17 protein-coding genes and 1 pseudogene are annotated in these 22313 nt (G+C 72.1%); 12 read left to right on the top strand and 6 right to left on the bottom strand.

Annotated features, from left to right (window positions below; all coding sequences use genetic code 11):
* Window positions 1-14 precede the first annotated feature (14 nt).
* Entirely contained in the window at window positions 15-1013 is a 999-nt protein-coding gene (locus tag AC0L6Y_RS12590) for an acrylyl-CoA reductase family protein (RefSeq protein ID WP_473553162.1), read from the bottom strand.
* Window positions 1010-2032 carry a 6-phosphofructokinase gene (locus AC0L6Y_RS12595; protein WP_473553167.1) on the bottom strand — a complete coding sequence of 341 codons (1023 nt, stop codon included), beginning with the start codon at window positions 2030-2032 and terminating at the stop codon, window positions 1010-1012. The genes AC0L6Y_RS12590 and AC0L6Y_RS12595 overlap by 4 nt, the downstream gene beginning before the upstream one ends.
* 147 nt (window positions 2033-2179) lie before the next feature.
* Between AC0L6Y_RS12595 and AC0L6Y_RS12600 the strand changes: the two genes are divergently transcribed.
* The 3 genes from AC0L6Y_RS12600 to AC0L6Y_RS12610 all read left to right on the top strand — a co-directional run bounded on the left by AC0L6Y_RS12600 (window position 2180) and on the right by AC0L6Y_RS12610 (window position 4112).
* A complete protein-coding gene (locus AC0L6Y_RS12600; RefSeq protein WP_473553173.1) occupies window positions 2180-2446 on the top strand; it encodes a hypothetical protein in 267 nt (88 codons plus the stop codon).
* Between the two features lie 215 nt (window positions 2447-2661).
* Window positions 2662-3468, top strand: coding sequence for a DNA-3-methyladenine glycosylase family protein (locus AC0L6Y_RS12605; protein WP_473553176.1), 807 nt, complete (start codon window positions 2662-2664; stop codon window positions 3466-3468).
* A gap of 71 nt (window positions 3469-3539) precedes the next feature.
* Entirely contained in the window at window positions 3540-4112 is a 573-nt protein-coding gene (locus AC0L6Y_RS12610) for an acyl-CoA thioesterase (RefSeq protein ID WP_473553179.1), read from the top strand.
* 3 nt (window positions 4113-4115) lie between these two features.
* On the opposite strand, the gene AC0L6Y_RS12615 is transcribed toward AC0L6Y_RS12610, so the two are convergent.
* A complete protein-coding gene (locus AC0L6Y_RS12615; protein WP_473553181.1) occupies window positions 4116-5696 on the bottom strand; it encodes a phytoene desaturase family protein in 1581 nt (526 codons plus the stop codon).
* A 140-nt stretch (window positions 5697-5836) separates the two neighbouring features.
* Between AC0L6Y_RS12615 and AC0L6Y_RS12620 the strand changes: the two genes are divergently transcribed.
* Window positions 5837-9385 carry a bifunctional proline dehydrogenase/L-glutamate gamma-semialdehyde dehydrogenase gene (locus AC0L6Y_RS12620; RefSeq protein ID WP_473553184.1) on the top strand — a complete coding sequence of 1183 codons (3549 nt, stop codon included), beginning with the start codon at window positions 5837-5839 and terminating at the stop codon, window positions 9383-9385.
* A 347-nt stretch (window positions 9386-9732) separates the two neighbouring features.
* On the opposite strand, the gene AC0L6Y_RS12625 is transcribed toward AC0L6Y_RS12620, so the two are convergent.
* Both AC0L6Y_RS12625 and AC0L6Y_RS12630 read right to left on the bottom strand, forming a co-directional pair.
* Window positions 9733-10089 carry a GntR family transcriptional regulator gene (locus AC0L6Y_RS12625; protein WP_473553186.1) on the bottom strand — a complete coding sequence of 119 codons (357 nt, stop codon included), beginning with the start codon at window positions 10087-10089 and terminating at the stop codon, window positions 9733-9735.
* Window positions 10086-11556 (bottom strand): annotated as a pseudogene (locus tag AC0L6Y_RS12630) (helix-turn-helix domain-containing protein). Before AC0L6Y_RS12630 ends, AC0L6Y_RS12625 begins: the two are co-directional and overlap by 4 nt.
* 128 nt (window positions 11557-11684) lie before the next feature.
* On the opposite strand from AC0L6Y_RS12630, the gene aceA reads away from it, so the two are divergent.
* Both aceA and aceB read left to right on the top strand, forming a co-directional pair.
* Window positions 11685-12998: an isocitrate lyase gene (gene aceA, locus AC0L6Y_RS12635; RefSeq protein WP_473553189.1), complete on the top strand. Its 1314-nt coding sequence runs from the start codon at window positions 11685-11687 to the stop codon at window positions 12996-12998.
* Window positions 12999-13024: 26 nt separating this feature from the next.
* A complete protein-coding gene (aceB, locus tag AC0L6Y_RS12640; RefSeq protein ID WP_473553192.1) occupies window positions 13025-14665 on the top strand; it encodes a malate synthase A in 1641 nt (546 codons plus the stop codon).
* A gap of 62 nt (window positions 14666-14727) precedes the next feature.
* Here aceB and AC0L6Y_RS12645 read toward each other — a convergent pair whose 3' ends face one another.
* A complete protein-coding gene (locus AC0L6Y_RS12645) occupies window positions 14728-15165 on the bottom strand; it encodes an Lrp/AsnC family transcriptional regulator (RefSeq protein WP_473553198.1) in 438 nt (145 codons plus the stop codon).
* Between the two features lie 104 nt (window positions 15166-15269).
* Here AC0L6Y_RS12645 and ddaH point away from each other — a divergent pair, with 104 nt between their 5' ends.
* The 6 genes from ddaH to AC0L6Y_RS12675 all read left to right on the top strand — a co-directional run bounded on the left by ddaH (window position 15270) and on the right by AC0L6Y_RS12675 (window position 22313).
* Window positions 15270-16118, top strand: a complete 849-nt coding sequence (ddaH, locus tag AC0L6Y_RS12650; protein WP_473553204.1) for a dimethylargininase — start codon at window positions 15270-15272, stop codon at window positions 16116-16118.
* Window positions 16115-17344 (top strand): ornithine--oxo-acid transaminase, encoded by a 1230-nt coding sequence (gene rocD, locus AC0L6Y_RS12655; protein WP_473553207.1) that lies wholly within the window; start codon window positions 16115-16117, stop codon window positions 17342-17344. The genes ddaH and rocD overlap by 4 nt, the downstream gene beginning before the upstream one ends.
* Before the next feature lie 110 nt (window positions 17345-17454).
* Window positions 17455-18504 carry an iron ABC transporter substrate-binding protein gene (locus AC0L6Y_RS12660; protein WP_473553210.1) on the top strand — a complete coding sequence of 350 codons (1050 nt, stop codon included), beginning with the start codon at window positions 17455-17457 and terminating at the stop codon, window positions 18502-18504.
* An 86-nt stretch (window positions 18505-18590) separates the two neighbouring features.
* Window positions 18591-20183 (top strand): ABC transporter permease, encoded by a 1593-nt coding sequence (locus AC0L6Y_RS12665; RefSeq protein ID WP_473553214.1) that lies wholly within the window; start codon window positions 18591-18593, stop codon window positions 20181-20183.
* Window positions 20180-21253 (top strand): ABC transporter ATP-binding protein, encoded by a 1074-nt coding sequence (locus AC0L6Y_RS12670; RefSeq protein WP_473553217.1) that lies wholly within the window; start codon window positions 20180-20182, stop codon window positions 21251-21253. The genes AC0L6Y_RS12665 and AC0L6Y_RS12670 overlap by 4 nt, the downstream gene beginning before the upstream one ends.
* Before the next feature lie 31 nt (window positions 21254-21284).
* Window positions 21285-22313, top strand: a complete 1029-nt coding sequence (locus AC0L6Y_RS12675) for a Gfo/Idh/MocA family protein (protein WP_473553219.1) — start codon at window positions 21285-21287, stop codon at window positions 22311-22313.

The following is a 22313-nucleotide window of genomic DNA, read 5'->3' on the forward strand; positions in this document are numbered from 1 at the left end:
TGGCACGTCGCCGATCAGCGGCGCACGTCGACGACGAGGCGACCTGCCACGCCGCCGTCGAAGAACCGGCTCGCCGCGTCGATCGCCTCGGTGAGCGCGATCTCCTCGGTCACCGCGTCGAGGGCGTCGAGATCCAGGTCGCGGTCGAGCCGCTCCCAGGCGGCCGCCCGCACCGCGTGCGGCGGCTCCACCGAGTTGATGCCCGCGAGGGTCACCCCGCGCAGGATGAACGGCATCACCGTCGTCGACAGCGACGCATCGGCGGCGTTGCCGCACGCGGTGACCGTGCCGCCGGGGCGCGTCTGGGCGAGCACGTTCGCGAGAATGTCGCCGCCGACCGCGTCGATCGCGCCGTCCCAGCGCGCCGACTGCAGCGGCTTGCCGGCGGTCGAGAGCTCCGCACGATCGAGGATGTCGGCGGCGCCGAGGGCGCGGAGCCCGTCCGCCAGTTCGGGGCGCCCGGTGACGGCGGTCATCCGCCACCCCGCCGCGCGGCCGAGCAGCAGCGCGATCGTGCCGACACCGCCGGCCGCGCCGGTGACGACCACCTCGGCCCCGTCGCCGAGTCCCGCCTGGGCGAGGCGATCGACGCAGAGCGCCGCCGTGTAGCCTGCCGTGCCGATCGCCGCGGCCTGTCGGCTCGTCATCCGCGAGGGCAGTCGGATTCCCCAGGAGCCGTCGATGCGGGCCCGCTCGGCGAGGCCGCCGGGCTCCGTCTCGCCGAGCCCGTAGCCGTTCACGACGACCCGGTCGCCGACCTGCCAGCGGTCCGACGCCGAGGCGCGCACGACGCCGACGAGGTCGATGCCGGCCGTCAGCTCGGCGACCCGGACGATTCCGGGCCGTCCGGTGAGCGCGAGCGCGTCCTTGAAGTTCAGGCTCGAGTACTCGACGTCGACGAGCGCGTCGCCCGGGGCCGGCGCAGCGGCGAGGTCGGGCAGGTCGACCAGAGCGACCCGGTTCGGCGCGCCGCGGTCGGCGGCGCGCGTCACGCGGATCGCGCGGAAGCTCATCCGAACAGGACCGCGGCCTCGTCGTAGCGGCTCTGCGGCACCGTCTTCAGGCGGCCGAGCGCGTCCTCGAACGGAACGTGCACGATCTGCGTGCCGCGCAGCGCGACCATGCGGCCCCAGTGCTTCTCGAGCACCGAGGTCACCGCCGCCATGCCGTAGCGGGTGGCGAGGACGCGATCGTAGGCGGTCGGCGTGCCGCCGCGCTGGATGTGACCCAGCGTGGTGGCGCGCGTCTCGATCCCGGTGCGCTCCTCGATCTCGGGGGCGATCAGCTCGCCGATCCCGCCGAGTCGCGGACGCCCGAAGGCATCGAGACCGCGCTCCGAGTGCGCGTCGTCCATGGTGTCGAGCTTGAAGCCCTCGGCGACGGCGACGAGCGGGGCGCGACCGCGATCGTGGGCCGACTGCACCCACTCGATGATCTGGTCCATGCTCGTCTTCTGCTCGGGAATCAGGATCGCGTGCGCGCCGGCGGCCATGCCCGAGTGCAGGGCGATCCATCCGACGTGGCGGCCCATGACCTCGGCGACCATGCAGCGCCCGTGGCTGTCGCCGGTGGTGCGCAGACGGTCCATCGCATCCGTCGCGATCTGCACCGCGGTGTCGAAGCCGAAGGTGTAGTCGGTGGCCGACAGGTCGTTGTCGACGGTCTTCGGAACCCCGACGATCTGGATGCCCTCGTCGGTGAGGCGCTTCGCCGCGGCGAGCGTGCCCTCGCCGCCGATCGCGATGAGCGCGTCGATGCCCTGCTCCTCCATCACCTCGGCGACGCGCGGGGCGCCGCCCCCCTCGAAGGGGTTGGTGCGGGAGGTGCCGAGAATGGTGCCGCCCTGCTTGGAGATGCCCATCACCTGGGGACGCCCGAGGGGCATGGTGTCGCCTTCGACGACGCCGCGCCAGCCGCCCTTGAAGCCCACGAACTCCATGCCGTGCAGCTTCGTGCCGGTGAACACGGCCGCGCGGATGACCGCGTTGAGGCCGGGGCAATCGCCCCCACTGGTCAAGATTCCGATCTTCATCACGGTCCATCATGCCGTGTTTCGCGGCATCCGCGACGCGGGATAGGTAGCAAATACCTGTCGCGGCGGTGCGCGAACCTCGCTAGTGTCGTCGGCGAGTGGCACCGAATGTCACTCAGTTTGCTGTAAGAGACCTAGAGGAGAGTCATGACTGACCCCGTCGTTCCCGCCGCTGCCCCCGCCGTTCCCGGCAAGACCCTGGGCATCGTCGGCCTCGTGCTGGCGTTCCTGTTCCCCCTGCTCGGCCTCATCCTGAGCATCGTCGCGGCCAACCAGTCGAAGGCCGCCGGCGTTCCCAACACCCCGGCGAAGGTCGGCATCATCCTCAGCATCATCTTCATGGTGCTCGGCCTCATCATCTTCATCGCGACCTTCGCGCTGAGCGCGGCGACCTTCACCACGGTCGGCTACTGATGTCATGACGCTGCCGCCTCCGGGCTGGCAGCGTGCGAAGGGGCGAGCCACTGGCTCGCCCCTTCGTCGTTCTCGGGGGCCGGGCCTAGGCTCCTCGCAATGGAACCGCTCCGGATGCGCTACACCCCCGATCGCGAGGTGCGGCTGGCGCTGACGCTCGGCCACTTCGGCCAGGGGCGCACCGACCCGTGCGTGCGACGCACGCCCGAGGGCTGGTGGCTGGCGCTGTCCACCCCGACCGGAACCGCGACGCTGCGCTGCGGGAGTCCTCGGGTGCGGTCAACGCGCTCGCGTGGGGCGCCGGGGCCGCTGAGGCGCTCGACACGGTTCCGCGACTGCTCGGCGCCGACGACGACGAGGACGGGTTCGAGCCGGAGCGGCATCCGCTGGTCGCCGAACTGCACCGCCGGTTCCGGGGGCTCCGGCACGGGCGAGCCGACCGCATCCTGCCGTTCCTGGTTCCGACGATCCTCGGTCAGAAGGTGACCGGCGTGGAGCAGAAGAGAGCCTGGCGCGAACTGGTGCGTCGGCACGGGGAGCCCGCCCCGGGGCCCGCGCCCGAGGGGATGCGCGTCGCGCCGGACGCCGCGACGTGGCGCCGGGTGCCGAGCTGGGAGTGGCACCGCGCCGGGGTGGGGCCGCAGCGATCCGACACCGTGATGCGCGCCGTGCAGCTCGGCGATTCGCTCGAGCGACTCGTGCGCCGCTCGGCCGTGGACGCGGCGGCCGGACTGACGACCGTTCCCGGGATCGGGGTGTGGACCGCCGCCGAGGTGGTGCAGCGCTCGCACGGCGACCCCGACCACGTCAGCGTGGGCGACTACCACGTCAGTCGCCGGGTCGGCGCGGCCCTGCTCGGCGACGCGGTGCGCGGCCGCGACGTCGACGACGACGGGATGCTCGAACTCCTGGAGCCGTGGCGCGGCCATCGGCAGCGCGTGGTGCGTCTGATCGAGGCCGCAGGGATCGGCTACGAGCGTCGCGGGCCGCGCATGACGATCGTCGACAACCGCGCGCGCTGAGAGCCGCCCCCGACTGTCGTGCAGTCACAGACGTTTCGCGCACCGCGGTCGCCGCGTTTAGCGTTGCCGGGGTGAATCCCTTTCGTCGCTTCGGCCGTCTCGCCTGGCTCGCGGTGCGCGCCCCGCAGCTGCCTCCCATCGACCCGCAGCACGTCGGGCGGGTGCGGCGCCGTGTGATGCTCGGCGACATCGACGAGCTGCGGCACATGAACAACGGCGTGTACCTCTCGATGCTCGATCACGCCCGTCAGGAGCTCGTCGTCCGCACCGGGGTGTGGGCGCGGCTGCGCGCCGCCAAGATGTATCCGGTCGTCACCGCGCAGACCATCACCTACCGGAAGTCGCTGACGTTCCGGCAGCGCTACGAGATCGAGTCCCGCCTGCTCGGGCTCGACGACCGCTGCGTCTACATGGAGCAGCGCTTCGTCGTCGACGGGGAGATCTACGCGCGCGCGTTCGTGCAGGCGCGCTTCCTGCGGGATGCCGGCGGCACCGTGCCGACGGAGGAGCTGGCGGAGGTCACCGGCATCGACCCCGAGCACTTCCGGGTGCCCGAGTGGCTGCACGAGTGGGCCGCCCACGTGCGCCTGCCCGGGACCCGCCGTCCCGCGCCGAGCGTGTGGGATGAAGACTCGCTTGTCTAGTTACTAGACAGTCTCCAGCACTGCCATCGCGGCATTGTGGCCGCCGAGCCCGCTGACCCCGCCGCCGCGCTGAGCGCCCGCGCCGCAGCGCAGGATGCGCGGGTGGGCGGTCGCGACGCCCCAGCGCTCCGCGGCGCTCGCCCGGGGAGCGTCGTCGTCGAGGAACGGCCAGTCGAGTGGCGCGTGGAAGATGTTGCCGCCGGTCATGCCGAGGGCGAGCTCAAGATCGCGCGTCGTCTTCGTCTCGACGCACGGGCGGCCCTCCGCATCGCGCAGCACCAGCCCGGCGAGCGGTTCGCCGAGCACCGCGTCGAGCGAGCGGAACACCGCCGCCTCCAGCTCCGCGCGCCGGGCGTCGTTGTTCTCGGCCGAGATCAGCCGGTCGGGCACCTGCAGCCCGAACACGGTCATCGTGTGCGCCCCGCTGGCCGCGAGCTCCGGCCCGAGGATCGTCGGGTCGGTCAGCGAGTGGCAGTAGATCTCGAGCGGCAGCGGATCGGGCACGCGGCCCGAGCTCGCCGCCGCATGCGCTGAGCCGAGGGAGGCCCAGCCCTCGTTCGCGTGGAAGGTGCCGCCGAACGCGGCGGCCGGATCGACCCCCGCCTCGCGCAGACGCGGAAGGCGGGAGAGCAGCAGGTTGACCTTCACCTGCGCACCCTCCGCGCGCGGGGCGTCCTCGCCGAGCAGACGGGCGAGCTCGAAGGGGGTCACGTTGGCGAGCACCGTGCGGGCGACGATCCTGCGATCCGTGCCGCCCTGCGTGTACTCGACCTCGCCGTCCGGGCTGATGCTCGTCACCTCGGCGCCGGAGCGCAGTTCCGCCCCCGCGTCGAGGGCCGCCCGCCAGAGCGCCCCGCTGACGCTCTGCATGCCGCCGACCGGCACATCCCAGTCGCCCGTGCCGCCGCCGATCGCGTGGTAGAGGAAGCATCGGTTGGTCGCCAGGGTGGGGTCGATCGGCTCGGCGAAGGTGCCGATCAGCGCGTCGGTCAGCACGACGCCGCGCACCAGGTCGGAGGCGAAGGTGCTCTCGATCACGGCGCCGATCGGCTCCGCGATGAGTCCATTCCAGAGCGCGTCGTCGCCGAGCAGCGCGCGGGCCTCGGCGCGGGTCGGCAGCGGTTCGGTCATGGTCGGGAACAGGGCGCGCGCCAGGCGTCCGGTGCCAGCCGAGAACTCGCGCCAGGCCGCGGCATCCGCACCGGCCCCGATGGAGGCGAAGGAGGCGTCGGTCGCGGCGGCATCGCCGGTGTCGATCAGCAGGCCCCGATCCTCGCCGGGAACCGGCGTGTACGACGAGAAGCGGCGCCGGGCAAGCGTGATGTCGAGGCCCAGGTCGGCGATGATCCGGCGGGGGAGGAGGCTCACCAGGTACGAGTAGCGCGACAGCCGGGCCGAGACGCCCGCGAAGGGCTCCACCGAGACGGCAGCACCGCCGAACTGCTCGAGCCTCTCCAGCACGACGACGCGAAGACCCGCGCGCGCCAGGTAGGCGGCAGCCGTGAGCCCGTTGTGGCCGCCTCCGACGATGGCGACGTCGGCGCGCTCCGTGCCCGTCGCCCCGGGCCTGACCTCCTCCGCCATGCCGTCATGCTACGCGGCGGCACGCCGGAAACGTGCGGCCGGGCGCGGCGCGGTGGCCCGGAATTGCAGGGTCCGCAGGTTTCCGTCGAATGTTGCCGGGAGAGGGCCGCGGCGCATCCGCGCGCCCTATTCTCGACTCCATGGTGCCGGAACCCGAACTTGCGACCGAGCTTCCGACGGCCGAGGAGACGATCGACCTCGTCGAGCGCTGGCTGCGCCGCAGCGCCGGCCACCGCGCCGACGCGAACGCCGAGCGGCTCGCCGGGCTGCTGCAGGACCCGCAGGGCCTCGAATTCACGATCGGCTTCGTCGACCGCGTGGTGCGGCCCGAAGACCTCCGCATCGCGGCCCGCAACCTCGAAGCGCTGTCGCGTCAGGTTCCCGACTTCCTGCCCTGGTTCCTCCGGCTCGCCGTCGTGGTCGGGGGAGGGTTCGGCATCCTGCTGCCCTGGCCGATCGTTCCGATCGCGCGCGCCGTGTTCCGCCGCATGGTGGGTCACCTCGTCGTGGACGCGCATCCGCGGCGTCTCGGGCGCACCCTCGCCAAGCTGCGCGACGGGGGAGCGCGACTGAACGTCAACCTGCTCGGCGAGGCGGTGCTCGGGGAGCGCGAGGCGGAGCGCCGGCTCGAAGGCACGCGCGCGCTGCTGGCCCGCGACGACGTCGACTACGTCTCGATCAAGGTGTCCTCGGTGGTGAGCCAGCTGTCGATGTGGGGCTTCGAGCACACCGTCGACCGGGTCATCGAGCGGCTGGTTCCGCTCTACCGGCAGGCGGCCCAGGCACCCACGGCCAAGTTCATCAACCTCGACATGGAGGAGTTCCGCGACCTCGACCTCACGATCGCGGTCTTCACGCGGCTGCTCGAGCGCGAGGAGTTCCGCCAGCTCGAGGCCGGGATCGTGCTGCAGGCGTACCTCCCGGACTCGCTCGGCGCGCTCGAAGAGCTCACCGGCTGGGCGCGCAACCGCCGCCGCGAGGGCGGTGCGGGCATCAAGGTGCGCATCGTGAAAGGCGCGAACCTGGCGATGGAGCGGGTGGATGCGGCGATCCACGGCTGGCCGCTCGCGACCTGGCCCTCGAAGGCCGCGACCGACGCGCACTACAAGCGCCTGCTCGACTACGCGCTGCGGCCGCGCAACGCCGAGGCGGTGCGGGTCGGGGTCGCCGGCCACAACCTCTTCGACCTGGCGTTCGCGTGGCTGCTCGCCGAGAAGCGCGGGGTCACCGACCGGGTCGACATCGAGATGCTGCTCGGCATGGCCTCCGCGCACCAGGAGGCGCTGCGCGCGCAGTCGGGCGGCATCCTGCTCTACACCCCCGTCGTGCACGGCGACGAGTTCGACAGTGCCATCAGCTACCTCGTTCGCCGACTGGAGGAGAACTCCAGCACCGAGAACTTCCTCTCCGGGGCCTTCGAGCTCGACGACCCGGCGATCTTCGAGCGCGAGGCCCGCCGCTTCCGTTCCGCGCTCGCCCTGCTGGACGCCGCGATCCCGGAGTCGATGCGCACCCAGAACCGGATGACGCCCGACCTGCCGTGGAGCCGTCGGCCGTTCGACAACGAGCCCGACACCGACCCCTCGCGCGCCCCGAACCGGGCGTGGGCGACGGCGGCGCTCGAGCGCAGCCTGCACACGACGCTCGGGACGGCAGCGCTCGAGGACGCGCGGATCGACACCGAGGAGGCGCTGCGCGCGTGTCTCAGCCGCGCCGCCCGTGCGGGGCGCGACTGGGGGAGCGCGTCGACCGAGGATCGCGCCGCCCTGCTGGAGCGCGTCGGGGACGCGCTCGCGGCGTCCCGCGGCCGACTCGTCGAGGTGATGGCGGCCGAGACCGGCAAGACCGTCGCCGAGGCCGACGTCGAGGTGAGCGAGGCCGTCGACTTCGCCCGCTACTACGCCGAGCGCGCCCGCGACCTGGATGCCGTCGAGGGCGCCCGTTTCGTGCCCGCCGGGGTGATCCTCGTCACCCCGCCCTGGAACTTCCCGGTGTCGATTCCCGCCGGGGGCGTGCTCGCCGCGCTCGCCGCGGGCAGCGCCGCGATCCTCAAGCCCGCCCCGCAGGCCCGGCGCTCCGGTGCGGTGCTCGCCGAAGCGATCTGGGAGGCGGGCGTTCCGCGCGACCTGTTCAGCCTCGTCGACGTCGAGGAGGGCGAGCTGGGGCAGCAGCTGGTCACCGCGCCCGAGGTCGGTCGCGTCGTGCTCACCGGAGGATTCGAGACGGCCGCGCTGTTCCGCTCCTGGAAGCACGACCTGCCGCTGCTGGCCGAGACGAGCGGCAAGAACGCGATGATCATCACGCCGAGCGCCGACCTCGACCTCGCCGTCGGCGATCTGGTGAAGAGCGCCTTCGGCAACGCGGGTCAGAAGTGCTCCGCCGCGTCGCTCGCGATCCTCGTCGGATCGGTGGCCCGCTCCGAGCGCTTCCGCCGCCAGCTCACCGACGCGGTCGCCAGCCTCGCCGTCGGCCCCGCGGACGACCCGGCGACGCTCGTCGGCCCGCTCGTCGAGCCGCCGCACGGGAAGCTCGAACGCGCCCTCACCGAGCTCGACGAGGGCGAGAGCTGGCTGGTGCGCCCGCGCCAGCTCGACGGCACCGACCGACTGTGGTCGCCGGGCGTGCGCGACCAGGTCGCTCCGGGCAGCACGACGCACCGTGTCGAGTTCTTCGGGCCGGTGCTCGGCCTGATGGCCGCCTCCGATCTGGATGACGCCATCGCGCTGCAGAACGATGTCGACTTCGGGCTGACGGCGGGCATCCATTCGCTCGATCCGGACGAGGTCGCCCACTGGCTCGCGGAGGTCGAGGCGGGGAACCTCTACGTAAACCGGCCGATCACCGGCGCGATCGTGCGCCGGCAGCCGTTCGGCGGGTGGAAGCGCTCCTCCGTCGGCACCGGCGCCAAGGCGGGCGGCCCGAACACGCTGTTCGTGCTCGGCGACTGGGAGCCGGTCGCGGAGGAGCCGGACGGCGACCTGCGACTCGACGCCCTCGACGATCGCGTGCGCGCCGTCGTCGAGGCGGTGCAGCCGGCGCTCGACTACGTCGGCTTCGACCTGGTGCGCCGCGGCGCCCTCCGCGATGCGGAGGCCTGGGATGCCGAATTCGGTGTCGCGCGCGACGCCTCCGAGCTCGGGGTCGAACGCAATGTGCTGCGCTACCGGCCGGCTGCGGTCGAGCTGCGACTCGCCGCCGAGGGGTCGATCGCCGAGTTCGCGCGCTTGCTGGCCGCCGCCGCGCTGGCGCGCTCGCCGCTCACCATCAGCTCCTCGCGCCCGCTGCCGGCGACGCTCGTGCCGCTGCTTGACGCCGACTTCGGCGAGCTGCGCACCGACCGCATCCTGATCGAGTCGGACGCCGCCTGGATCGCGCGGATGCGCGACGAGCGCCCGCACCGCATCCGGCTCGTCGCGCCCGCGGGTGCGGGTGCCGGGGACCGGGCGGGTGCCGGGTCCGGTGCGAGTGCGGGTGCGGGTGCGGGTGCGGGGGCGGGTGCGAGTGCGGGCGCGCTTGCCGCGGAGCTGCGCGACGCGATCGCGGGCGACCCGGACGTCGCCCTCTGGGCGGGACCGGTCACCACCGCGGGCCGCATCGAGCTGCTGACCTTCCTGCGCGAGCAGGCGGTCTCGGTGACCGCGCACCGCTTCGGCAACCCCGCCCCCGGGTTCCTCGACCTGCGCGTCTAGCCTGCGCCGCGCGTCCCACCCCGCGCCGCGCGCGTCCCACCCCGCACGCCGCGCCCCCCACATCCCCGCGAGCGGTGCGAAAAGTGCGGTGTTGGGGCCGTGCACCCCACGTTTGGCACCGCTCGCGGGGTGTTGGTTAGCGGGGTGCGCTGCGGGTGCACGCCAACCGCGCGGGTGGGCTCGCTGACGCGCACGTCGGGTTGACGCCCCGGCGAGCGGTGCGAAAAGTGCGGTGTTGGGGCCGTGCACCCCACGTTTGGCACCGCTCGCGGGGAGGTGGGGTACGCGGGGGGCGGGTGCGCGGGGAGGTGGGGTGCGCGGGATGCGCGGGGGCGCGCGGGCCGGGGCTAGGCGTCGAGGGCGGCGCGGGCCGCGTCGAGGGCGGCGGGTGCGGTGATGCCGAGCGCGCGGGCGCGGGCGGCGAACTCGGTGGCCGCCTCCTGCAAGGATCGCTCGGCGGCATCCGCGGAGAAGGTGACGAAGGAGCCGTTGCGTCCGCGCGTCTCGATGACGCCGTCGGACTCGAGCTCGCGGTAGGCGCGGGCGACCGTGTTGGCGGCGAGTCCGAGCTCGGCGGCGAGGGCGCGCACGGTGGGGAGCTTGGAACCGGCGGCGAGCTCTCCGGAGAGGGCGGCGTCCCGGACCTGCCGGCGCAGCTGCTCGAAGGGCGCCTCGGCGGCCTCGTGATCGATGGTGAGCCTCATGCGCGCGCCCCGGAGTGCTTCTCAAGGAACTCGTAGACCGCCGTCGTGTCGACGCCGGTGAAGGTGCCGGTCGGCATCGCCGCGAGCAGTGAGGCGTTCAGGCGCGCGCTCGGCCACGCCTTCTCGGCCCAGCGCTGTGAGAGCTCGGCCGGGGGACGTCGGCAGCACGAGGGGTCCGGGCAGGTGGAGCGCAGGCGTCGCTGAGTGTCGCGCCCGCGGAACCACTTCACGTGCGCGAAGGGCGTGCCGACGCTGACCGAGAAGTCGCCCGCGGCGGTGGACTGGATGCTCGAGCTGCACCAGTAGGTGCCCGCCGGCTTGTCGGTGTACTGGTGGAACGGGCTCAGTCGGTCGGCAACCTCGAACACCTGGCGGGCGCTCCACCAGCGGCAGACGATCTGCCCGTCGATGGCACCGAGCGCGTCGGTCGGGAAGGCGGCGCCGTCGTTCTCGTAGGCCTTCGAGATGGTGCCGCTCGAGTGCACCTTCAGGAAGTGCACCGGCAGGCCCAGGTGCTCGGTCGCGAGGTTCGTGAAGCGGTGGGCGGCGGTCTCGTAGCTGACGGCGAAGGCATCCCGCAGGTCCTCGATGCTCAGCTCGCGGGCCTGCTTGGCGGCGGTGAGGAACGCGACGGCGCTCTCCTCCGGGATGAGCAGCGCGCCCGCGAGGTAGTTGGTCTCGACGCGCTGCCGCAGCAGCTCGGCGTAGTCGTGCGGCTCCTTCTTGTCGAGCACGTGCGCCGCGAGCGCCTGCAGCAGCGTCGAGCGCGGGTCGGTGTCGCCGTGCCGCACCGGCAGGTAGATGCGCCCGTTCTCCTTGTCGGTGACGCTGCGGGTGGAGGCCGGAAGGTCGGGCACGTAGTGCAGCGAGAAGCCGAGGTGCGCGGCGAGCTCGGAGGCGACCCGCTGGGAGAGCGGCCCGCCGGTGTGGCCGACGGCCGCGAGCAGCTCGCGCGCGGTGCGCTCCAGCTCCGGGAAGTGGTTGCCGCGCCGACGCTGCTCGGCGCGCAGCTCGGCGTTCGCGCGCCGCGCCTCCTCGGGGGTGGCGGCGCGCTGCCGGTGCAGGCGCTCCAGCTCGTCGTGCAGCCGCAGGATCGTGGCGATCGCCTCGTCGCTGAGGCCTTTGCGCACGGGGACCGGGGGCAGTTCGAGGGAGGAGAAGATCGGGCCGCGGCCGGCGCGCTCGAGCGCGATCTCGAGCGCATCCCGCGAGCTCGGCGGCTCGGGGGAGAGCAGCTCGTCGAGGCTGACCTCGAGGATGCGGGCGAAGCGCTGCGAGCTCGCCGACCTTGAGCTCGCGCTTGCCGTTCTCGATCACCGAGACCTGCGACGGCGCCCGGCCGATCGCCTGCGCGAGCACCTCGAGGGTCATCCCGCGGTCGGAGCGCAGCTGTCGGATGCGGCGGCCGATGGTGAGCGGATCGAGCATCTCCTCATCGTCGAGGGCTTCGTCATCGAAGGGGGCCATTCCGACAGCATCCCAGGTCCGATTGTTCTTCGCATCAGAAATTTCGGGGAATTTCTGGCCGAAGTTCTGAGAAATTCCGGTTGCAGCGGGCGCACAGTCGAAGCACGACTTCAGCAAAGGAGCAGTCCATGAGCACCACGCCCCCGCGTCCCGGCGACCAGACCCAGACCGCCGCCGAACTTCAGCACGAGTGGGACACCGACCCGCGGTGGGCCAACGTCCGCCGCGACTACACCGCCGAGGACGTCATCGCCCTCCGCGGCCCGGTGCGCGAGGAGCGCACGCTCGCTCGCCGCGGCGCCGAGAACCTGTGGGAGCTCATCGAGGCCAACAGCGAGAACCCCGAAGAGTGGGTGGCGGCACTCGGCGCCCTCACCGGCAACCAGGCCGTGCAGCAGGTGCGCGCCGGACTCAAGGCGATCTACCTCTCCGGCTGGCAGGTCGCCGGCGACGCCAACCTCTCCGGCCAGACCTACCCCGACCAGAGCCTCTACCCGGCCAACTCGGTTCCCGCCGTCGTGCGCCGCATCAACAACGCGCTGCAGCGCTCGGCGCAGATCGAGTTCAGCGAGGGCAACGCCTCGCGCGACTGGATGGTTCCGATCGTCGCCGACGCCGAGGCCGGCTTCGGCGGCCCGCTCAACGCCTACGAGCTCATGCACTCGATGATCGAGGCGGGAGCCGCGGGCGTGCACTGGGAGGACCAGCTGGCGAGCGAGAAGAAGTGCGGTCACATGGGCGGCAAGGTGCTCATCCCGACCGGGCAGCACATCCGCACCCTCAACGCCGCCCGGCTCGCCGCCGACGTCGCCGACGTGCCGACGATCGTCATCGCGCGCACCGACTCGCTCGCCGCCACGCTGCTCACCAGCGACGTGGATGAGCGGGATCGCCCGTTCCTCTCCGGCGGCCGCACGAGCGAGGGCTTCTACGAGGTCGAGAACGGCATCGGTCCGGTGCTCGCCCGCGGCCACGCCTACGCGCCCTACGCCGACCTGCTGTGGGTGGAGTCGAGCGAACCCGACCTGGAACTCGCGCGCACCTTCGCCGAGAGCATCCACGCCGAGTACCCCGGCCAGAAGCTCGCCTACAACTGCTCGCCGAGCTTCAACTGGAAGCGCCACCTCGACGACGACACCATCGCGAAGTTCCAGCGCGAGCTGTCGGCGATGGGCTACGCCTTCCAATTCATCACACTTGCCGGCTTCCACTCCCTGAACCACGGGATGTTCGAGCTGGCGCAGGGCTACTCGACGCGGCACATGAGCGCCTACGTCGAGTTGCAGGAGGCGGAATTCGCCGCCGAATCCCGCGGCTACACCGCGACCAAGCACCAGCGCGAGGTGGGAACCGGGTACTTCGACCGGATCTCCACTGCCCTCAACCCGGACAGTGCCACTCTCGCGCTCGTCGGCTCCACCGAGTCCGCGCAGTTCCACTAGGCCACGAGACACGACAGGAGACGATCATGACTCACCCGATTCGGATGGAGGTGCTCGGTCCGCAGGACGAGAGCACCGCACGCATCCTCACGCCGGAAGCGCTGCGCTTCCTGACCCGACTGCACGACATCTTCGCCGGGCGCCGCCAGGAGCGGCTCTCCGGGCGGATGCTGTTCCGCCACGCGATCGACAACGGCCGCAACCTGCGGTTCCTCGACGAGACCAAGCCGGTGCGCGAGAACACCGAGTGGCGCGTCGCGGGCGCCGGTCCCGGCCTCGAGGACCGTCGCGTCGAGATCACCGGCCCGACCGACCGCAAGATGACGGTCAACGCGATGAACTCCGGGGCCAAGGTCTGGCTCGCCGACCACGAGGACGCGCTCAGCCCCACGTGGGAGAACGTCATCGGCGGTCAGCAGAATCTGTTCGACGCGATCCGCCGGCAGATCGACTTCACGACCCCCGAGGGCAAGAGCTACACCCTGGGGGAGGAGACGCCGACGATCGTGTTCCGCCCGCGCGGCTGGCACCTGGTCGAGAAGCACCTGCGCTACACCGATCAGGCGGGGATCGCCTCGCCGGCGAGCGCTTCGCTGGTCGACTTCGGGCTGTACTTCTTCCACAACGCGCAGGAGCTGATCGCGCGCGGCACGGGACCGTACTTCTACCTGCCGAAGCTCGAGAACCACCTCGAGGCGCGGCTGTGGGACGACGTGTTCACCTTCAGCGAGAACGCGCTCGGCATCCCGCACGGCACGATCCGCGCGACGGTGCTGATCGAGACGATCACCGCGGCGTTCGAGATGGACGAGATCCTCTACGAGCTGCGCGAGCACTGCGCGGGGCTCAACGCGGGACGCTGGGACTACATCTTCAGCATCATCAAGAACTTCCGCGGACGCGGGGCGCGCTTCACGCTCCCCGACCGCAAGGAGATCACGATGACGGTGCCGTTCATGCGGGCCTACACCGAGCTGCTCGTGCAGACCTGCCACAAGCGGGGCGCGCACGCGATCGGCGGCATGAGCGCGTTCATCCCGAACCGGCGCGACCCGGAGGTCACCGAGCGCGCGCTCGCCGCGGTTCAGGCCGATAAGCGCCGCGAGGCGGGCGACGGGTTCGACGGCACGTGGGTGGCGCATCCGGACTTGATCCCGACGGCGCGCGCCGAGTTCGACGCGGTGCTCGGCGAGCGGCCGAACCAGCTGGAGCGTCTCCGCGAGGAGGTGCACGTGACAGCGGCCCAGCTCACCGACCTCGACATCGACGGCGAGGTGACGGATGCGGGACTCGCCGCCAACGTCTCGATCGCGCTGCGCTACCTCGACAGCTGGCTGCGCGGCATCGGCGCCGCGGCGATCGACGACCTCATGGAGGACGCGGCCACCGCCGAGATCAGCCGGTCTCAGCTCTGGCAGTGGATCCGTCAGGGCGTCGTGACCGCCGAGGGCACGCGGGTGACGGCCGAGCTGGTCGAGCAGCTGCTCGAGCGCGAGGTCGCCGAGCGTGCGGGCGAGGGCTCCCGCATCGAGGATGCGGCCGAGCTGTTCCGCGAGGTGACGCTGGGGGATGACTTCCCGACGTTCCTCACTATCGCGGCCTACTCGCGCTACCTGGTCGAACCGGCCGCCGCGACTCCCCGCGCACGGGAGATGGTCGCCGCCTAGTCAGCCGCGACCGCCCGCCGCGGTCCCGCTCAGTGTCGAGCGGGACCGCGGCATCCGCGCGTTCAGTCGTAGTTGCGGTGGATGAGCCGGCTCAGCACGATCGCGCTGCGCGTGTGGTCGACGCTGGGGGCCACCCGGACCTTCTCGAGCGCGTCCTCGAGCGAGGGGATGTCGCGGGAGCGCAGCAGCACGACCGCGTCGGCGGAGCCGGTGACGGTACTGGCGTCCACCACCTCGGGCACGCCCTGCAGGATGCGCTTGAGCTCCTCGGGGGCGACCGTGCCGCGGCAGAACAGCTCGACCCAGGCCTCGGTCGCCAGGCCGTCGACCTTCGGGTCGACCTGGATGGTGAACGCGCGGATGACGCCGTCGGCGACGAGGCGATCGACGCGCCGTTTCACGGCCGAGGCCGAGAGGCCGATCCTGTCGCCGATGTCGCCGTAGCCGGCGCGGGAGTTCTGGCGGAGGAGGTCGAGAATGCCGTAGTCGAGGTTATCCACGAGCCGATCCTACGCTGAATTACTGCGTGGCTGGCAATGATCACGGCGAAAATGTGCGCACCGAGCCAGATTTCATCGGATGCATGCGTGCAACACTGGAAGTCATGACGTTGACCGACTCCGCCCCCCTCGCCCCCGAACGTGTGGCGACCCAGCGCACGGTGCTGATGTGCCGTCCCGAGCACTTCACCGTCAGCTACCGGATCAACCCGTGGATGCATCCGGAGGAGCCCACCGACACCGCTCTGGCGGTGCGGCAGTGGGACGAGCTCTACCGGATCTACCGGGAGCTCGGCTTCGAGGTGCACCTCATCGACCCGGTCGACGATCTGCCCGACATGGTCTACGCCGCCAACGGGGGCTTCACCCTGGACGGCATCGCCTATGGAGCCCGGTTCCAGTTCCCGGAGCGCGCTCCGGAGGGTCCCGCCTACATGGCGTGGTTCGCGGCGAACGGCTTCGAGGTGCGCGAACCGGTGTCCACCAACGAGGGCGAGGGTGACTTCCTGCTCGTCGGAGACACCATCTTCGCCGGCACCGGCTTCCGCAGCGACACCGCGAGCCACGACGAGCTGCGCCGCATCTACGGCCGCGAGGTCGTCACCCTGCGTCTCGTCGACCCGAGCTTCTACCACCTGGACACCGCGTTCGCGGTGCTCGACTCGAACGGCGGACCGGGCAGCGTGGCCTTCCTCCCGAAGGCCTTCGACGCCGCCAGCCTCGACATCCTCAACGAGCGCTTCCCGGATGCCATCCACGTCACCGACGAGGATGCCGCCGTGCTCGGGCTCAACAGCTTCAGCGACGGGCGCAACGTCGTGATCGCCGCCCGCGCCGAGGAGTTCGGTCGGCAGCTGCGCGAGCGGGGCTTCGTGCCGCATCCGGTCGACCTGTCGGAGCTGCTGCTCGGCGGCGGAGGAGTGAAGTGCTGCACCCTGGAGCTGCGCCGATGACCGCGGTCAACGCCCGGAGCTACCTCGACCAGGTCGAGGAGTTCGGCGCGCACAACTACCACCCGCTTCCGGTCGTGATCGCGCGGGGCGAGGGGGCGTGGCTCACCGATGTCGAGGGGCGCCGCTACCTCGACTGCCTGGCCGCCTACTCGGCCGTCAACTTCGGGCACGGCCACCCCGAGCTGATCGCCGCCGCGAAGGAGCAGCTCGATCGGATCACCCTGACCAGCCGGGCCTTCCACAACGACCAGCTCGGACCGTTTCTCGAGTCGCTGGCCCGGCTGGCGCACAAGGACATGGTGCTGCCGATGAACACCGGCGCGGAGGCGGTGGAGAGCGCGATCAAGGTGGCGCGCGCCTGGGGCTACCGCGTGAAGGGCGTGCCGCACGACGAGGCGAAGATCGTGGTGGCGGACGGCAACTTCCACGGGCGCACCACGACGATCATCAGCTTCTCGAACGATGCCGAGGCGCGCGCCGACTTCGGGCCGTACACGCCCGGCTTCGTGAGCGTTCCCTACGGCGATGCCGCGGCGCTCGCCGCCGCGATCGACGAGAACACGGTGGCGGTGCTGCTGGAGCCGATCCAGGGCGAGGCGGGCATCGTGGTTCCGCCCGAGGACTACCTGCCCGAGGTGCGACGCATCACCGCCGAGCTCAACGTGCTCTTCATCGCCGACGAGATCCAGTCGGGGCTGGGGCGCACCGGCGCCACCTTCCAGTGCGACAACGCGGGCGTGGTGCCCGACATGTACCTGCTCGGCAAGGCACTCGGCGGCGGTATCGTGCCGGTGAGCGCGGTGGTCGCGAACCGCGAGGTGCTGGGCGTGCTGCGTCCCGGTGAGCACGGCTCGACCTTCGGCGGCAACCCGCTCGCGGCCGCCGTCGGCCGGGCTGTCGTCGAGCTGCTCGGGACCGGCGAGCTGCAGGCGCGGGCGCGCGACCTGGGCGCGATCCTGCATCAACGGCTGCGCGCGCTGCTCGGGCACGGCGTCGTCGCGGTGCGCTGCGTCGGCCTCTGGGCGGGAATCGACATCGACCCGGAGCTCGCGACCGGACGACGCGTGTGCGAGCTGCTGGCCGAGCGCGGCGTGCTCGCGAAGGACACCCACGGGTCGACGATTCGGCTCGCGCCGCCGCTCATCATCGAGCTGGCGGATCTGGAGTGGGCGGTCGATCAGCTGGAGGCCGTGCTCGCGGAGCTGCGGGGCGACGCGGCGGCCTGAGACCGCGCCTGCCGCGCACCGAACTGGCGCGATAGGTGATGTTAGCCTAACCTAAGTTCGGTCAACCGAACCGGTTCGACTCCTGGCACCTTTCACGGAGTTCTTCCCCCATGCACGCTTCACGCACTCTGCCCCTGCTCGCCATCGCCGCGAGCGCTGCGCTCCTCGTCGGCTGCTCGGCCGCGACCGACACGGACTCGGTCGACTCGGGCGCCGATGTCGTCGCCGACGGCGCGTTCACCCTGTACTCGGGTCGCGATGAGGAGCTGATCCAGCCCCTCATCGACATCTTCGAGGAGCAGTCCGGCATCGAGGTAGACGTCCGCTACGGCAACACGGCGGAGCTCGGCGCGCTGCTGCTCGAGGAGGGCGACCAGAGCCCCGCCCAGGTCTTCCTCTCGCAGGATGCCGGCGCGCTCGGCGCGCTGAGCCAGGCCGGTCTCTTCGCCGCTCTGCCCGATGACGTCGCCGACGCGGTGCCGGCGGGCTTCACCTCGACCGACGGCAGCTGGGTCGGCCTCACCGGCCGCGCCCGCGTCGTCGTCTACGACGGCGAGGAGCTCACGGCCGACGAGCTGCCCGACACCGTGCTCGAGTACGTCGAGCCGGAGTGGGCGGGCCGCCTCGGCCTGCCGCCGGGCAACGCGAGCTTCCAGTCCTTCGTCACCGCCCTGCGCGTCATCGAGGGCGAGCAGGTCGCCGAGGACTGGGTCGAGGCTCTCGCGAGCAACGACCTGCAGATCTTCGAGAACAACACCGCCACGCTGACGGCGGTCAACGAGGGGGCGCTCGACGTCGGTCTCATCAACCACTACTACTGGTTCCGTCAGGCCGCCGAAGTCGGCGCCGAGAACATGCGCGCGCAGATCGACTTCCTCGAGGCGGGCGACGCCGGCTCGATCGTCAACGTCACGGGCGCGGGCATCCTGAGCGGCGCCGCCGCCGACGCCGATGCGCTCGAGTTCGTGCGCTTCCTCATCTCGGAGGAGGCGCAGACCTACTTCGTCGAGCAGACCTTCGAGTACCCGCTGCTCCCCGGGGTGGCCGCCCCCGAAGGGCTCCCCGCCCTCGACTCGCTCGTCAACCCCGAGCTCGACCTGAGCGACCTCGACGACCTGGCGACGACGCAGGAGCTGCTCGCCCGATACGGCCTCATCTGACCGAGGATCCGCAGGGGACGGCGGGAGCGAGGCGCACCTCGCTCCCGCCGTCTCGCGGGCTCGGCCGAGGGTGATGCAATAGAGACATGGTCCGCCCGCTCGACGTCGCCGATCCGCCCGCACCCGCGGCGACTGTGATCGCGCCCGTGATCGCGCCCGCGACGGCGGGGCGACCGCCGGTGCTGCTCGTGCTCGGGGCCGCCGTGGCGGCCGCCGCGGCCGCGATCCCGCTCGTCTACCTGGTGGTGCGGGCCACGGGCGGCGGCCTCGAGACGATGCTCGAGGTTCTGGCCCGCCCCCGCGTGCTCGAATACGCGACCAACTCGCTCGGGCTCGCCGCGGCGGTCACGCTGACCTCCCTCGTGCTCGGCACCGCGACCGCCGTGGTGCTGAGCCGGCTGCGCGTGCCGTTCCCGCGCACCTGGCTGCTCGTCTCCTCGCTGCCGCTCGCCGTGCCGTCCTATCTCGCCGGCTACGGGTGGCTCGTCACCCTCCCGGCGATCAACGGCTTCCTGCCGAGCTGGATCCTGTTGACGGCCGTGACGGTTCCGTACGTGACGCTGCCGGTCGCGGCCGCCCTGCGCGGAGCATCCGGCGACCTGGAGGGCGTCGCGCGCACCCTCGGCCGGGGCCCAGTGCGGGCCTTCTTCGTCGCCACCTGGCCGCAGGTGCGCCCCGCCGCGATCGCGGGCTCGTTGCTCGTTGCGCTGTACTCTCTGAGCGACTTCGGGCTCGTCGCCATGATGCGGTTCCCGACGCTCACCTGGGGCATCAATCAGGCGTACGCGGCGAGCTTCGACCGCGCCCAGGCCGCCGTGCTGGCCCTGCTGCTCGTGGTGCTCGCCGTGCTCGTGGTGGTCGGAGAGCGCAGCGCCCGCGGTCAGCTGCCGCGCCAGGCCGCGCGCGCCGTCGCCCCCCGCCGCATCGGGCGCGGGGCGCTCCTCGCGCTGCTTCCCGTCGTCGCCGCGGCGCCCGCCGTCGGTGTCGTCGTGCCCCTGCTGGGACTCCTCGCCCGCCTGCTCGAGGCGCAGACCCTGCGCGAGCTCGACGTCGCGCGCCTTCTCGAGGCCGTCGGCGCGACCGTGGGGGTGGCGGTGGCGACCGCGCTGTTCGCGGTGCTGCTCGCGCTGCCGGTCGCGGCGCTCGCGAGTCGCTACCGCGGCCGACTCGTCTCGGCGCTCGAGTCGGTGAGCTATCTCGGACACGCGCTGCCCGGCATCGTCGTCGGCCTCTCGCTCGTGTTCTTCGCGCTCGCCGTCGTGCCGGCGCTGTATCAGAGCGCCGCCGTGCTCGTCTTCGCCTACGCCGTGCTGTTCGCGCCGAAGGCGATCAGCACGATGCGGGCCGGGCTCGGCGACGTGCCGCCGCGACTGGTCGCCGTCGCCCGCACGCTCGGGGATACGCCGCTGCGCGCCTGGTGGCGGGTGACGGTGCCGTTGGCACTGCCGAGCGTGGGCATCGGAGCCCTGCTCGTCGCGATCGCGACCATGAAAGAATTGCCCGCGACGCTGCTGCTGCGCCCGACCGGGATGTCGACGCTCGCCACCGAGCTCTGGAACCGCACGGTGGTGGTCGAGTACGGGGCTGCCGCGCCGTACGCCGCGATGCTCGTGCTGCTGGCCGCCGTTCCGGCGGTCATCCTGTCCGGGGTTCGCACCGTCGCCAAGGAGGAGCTGTGAGCGATCTCGTCATCGACGGCGTGAGCGTCACCCACGGGTCGACGCTCGCGGTCGACGAGGTGTCGCTGCGCATCGATCGCGGCGATCTGGTCGCGGTGCTCGGGCCGAGCGGCTGCGGCAAGACGACCCTGCTGCTGGCGATCGCGGGGCTGCTGCCGATCGGGGCGGGAGCGATCCGCATCGGGGAGCGCGAGCTCTCGCGGCCCGGGCGCACGGTGCCGGCCGAGAAGCGGGGCATCGGCTGGGTGCCGCAGGACGCCTCCCTCTTCCCGCACCTCTCGGTCGCCGAGAACATCGGATTCGCGCTGCCGCGCGGGCGCGGTCGCGGCGCCGCCTCGGTGCGCGCTCGTCGCATCGCCGAGCTCGCCGAGCTGGTCGGTCTCGCAGGTCTCACCGGCCGTGCGCCCAATCAGCTCTCCGGAGGCCAGGTGCAGCGCGTCGCCCTCGCGCGGGCGCTGGCGCCGCGACCGGAGCTGCTGCTGCTCGATGAGCCCTTCGCCGCCCTCGATACGCAGCTTCGCGTCGGCCTGCGCCGCGAGGTCGCCGAGCTGCTGCGCGCGCAGGGCACGACCTCCCTCCTGGTCACCCACGATCAGGAGGAGGCGCTCACCCTCGCCGACAAGGTGGCGGTGCTGCGCGACGGCCGGCTTGAGCAGTTCGGCACTCCCGAGGAGATCTACCAGCATCCCGCCTCCGCCTGGGTCGCCTCGTTCGTCGGCGACGTCGTCGAGCTCGACGGGGCCTGGCGCGGCGGCCGCGTGATCTGCGCGCTCGGCTCGGTCGAGGCGACCGCCGTCGGGTTCGCGCCCGCCGACGGCGACCGCGTGCGGCTGATGCTGCGACCGGAGTGGATCGTGCCGCGACCGGAGCTGCTCGCGCACGCCGCGGCGGGCGCCGATGCGCGGGTCAGCGCGCTCTCCTACGCGGGCCACGACGCGATGCTCACCTGCGATGTCATCGACGGCCCGAGCGTGCGCATCCGCATGTCCACGGTGGAGCTGCCCGCCGTCGGGGACCTGGTGCGCCTCGCCGTGCAGCGGCCCGGACTCGCGTTCCCGCGTCCGGCCTGACGGCGGGCACCCCGCTGATAGCGTCGGGCGGGTGAGCATTCTTCCTTCGACACTGCCGTCGTCCACCCACACCCCGCTGCGTGGCGGGGCGACTCTGCGCTGGGGGATTCTCGCTCCGGGCCGGATCGCGCACAGCTGGACGACGACCGTGCACGCCAACACCGATCAGCGGGTCGTCGCGGTGGCGTCGCGCTCTGCGGACCGGGCGGCCGAGTTCGCGGCGACGCATGGCATCGAGCGCTTCTACGGCGAGTACGAGGCGCTGGTCGGCGATCCCGAGGTGGATATCGTCTACATCGCGGCGCCGCACAGCGAGCACCGCGCGCTCGCCGAGTTGGCGATCGCCGCGGGCAAGCACGTGCTGATCGAGAAGCCGATCGCCACGAACGCGGAGGATGCGGCGGCGATCGTCGCGGCGGCCCGCGCGGCGGGCGTCTTCGCGATGGAGGCGATGTGGTCGCGGTTCCTGCCGCAGACGACCGTTCTCCGACGGCTGCTCGATGACGGTGTGCTGGGCGCGCCGCGACAAGTGTCCGCCGACTTCGGGGCGCGGTTCCCCTTCGACCCGACGAGCCGCGCCTTCGACCCGGCGCTCGGCGGCGGCAGCCTGCTCGACCTCGGCGTCTACACGGTGTGGTTCTGCGGGCTCGTGCTCGGCCTGGACCCGGCCAGCGTCACGGCGCGGGGGAGCCTCGCCGTGACGGGGGTCGACGAGCAGGCGGCGGTCACGCTCGACTACGCGGGCGCGACGGCGGTCGCGAGCTCCAGCATGGTCGCGCACACGCCGATCGTCGCGACGGTCGGCGGCGAGAAGGCGGTGCTGAGCTTCGACAGCCCCTTCTGCGGCGTCGGCGGGTTCTCGATCCGCGCCGGCGACGAGAGCCTCGGGTGGCGCGATCCCGCCCCGCTCGTGTGGAACGACGGGCTCTGCTACCAGGTGACCGCCGTCGCCGAGCACGTCGCCTCGGGACGCACCGAGGCGCCCGAGCATCCGCTGGATCGCAGCGTCGAGCAGCTGCGCGTGATCGACGAGGCCCGGCGCCAGCTGGGCGCCAGCTGA

The sequence above is a fragment of the Pseudolysinimonas sp. 10J20-29 genome (genome assembly GCF_055809595.1).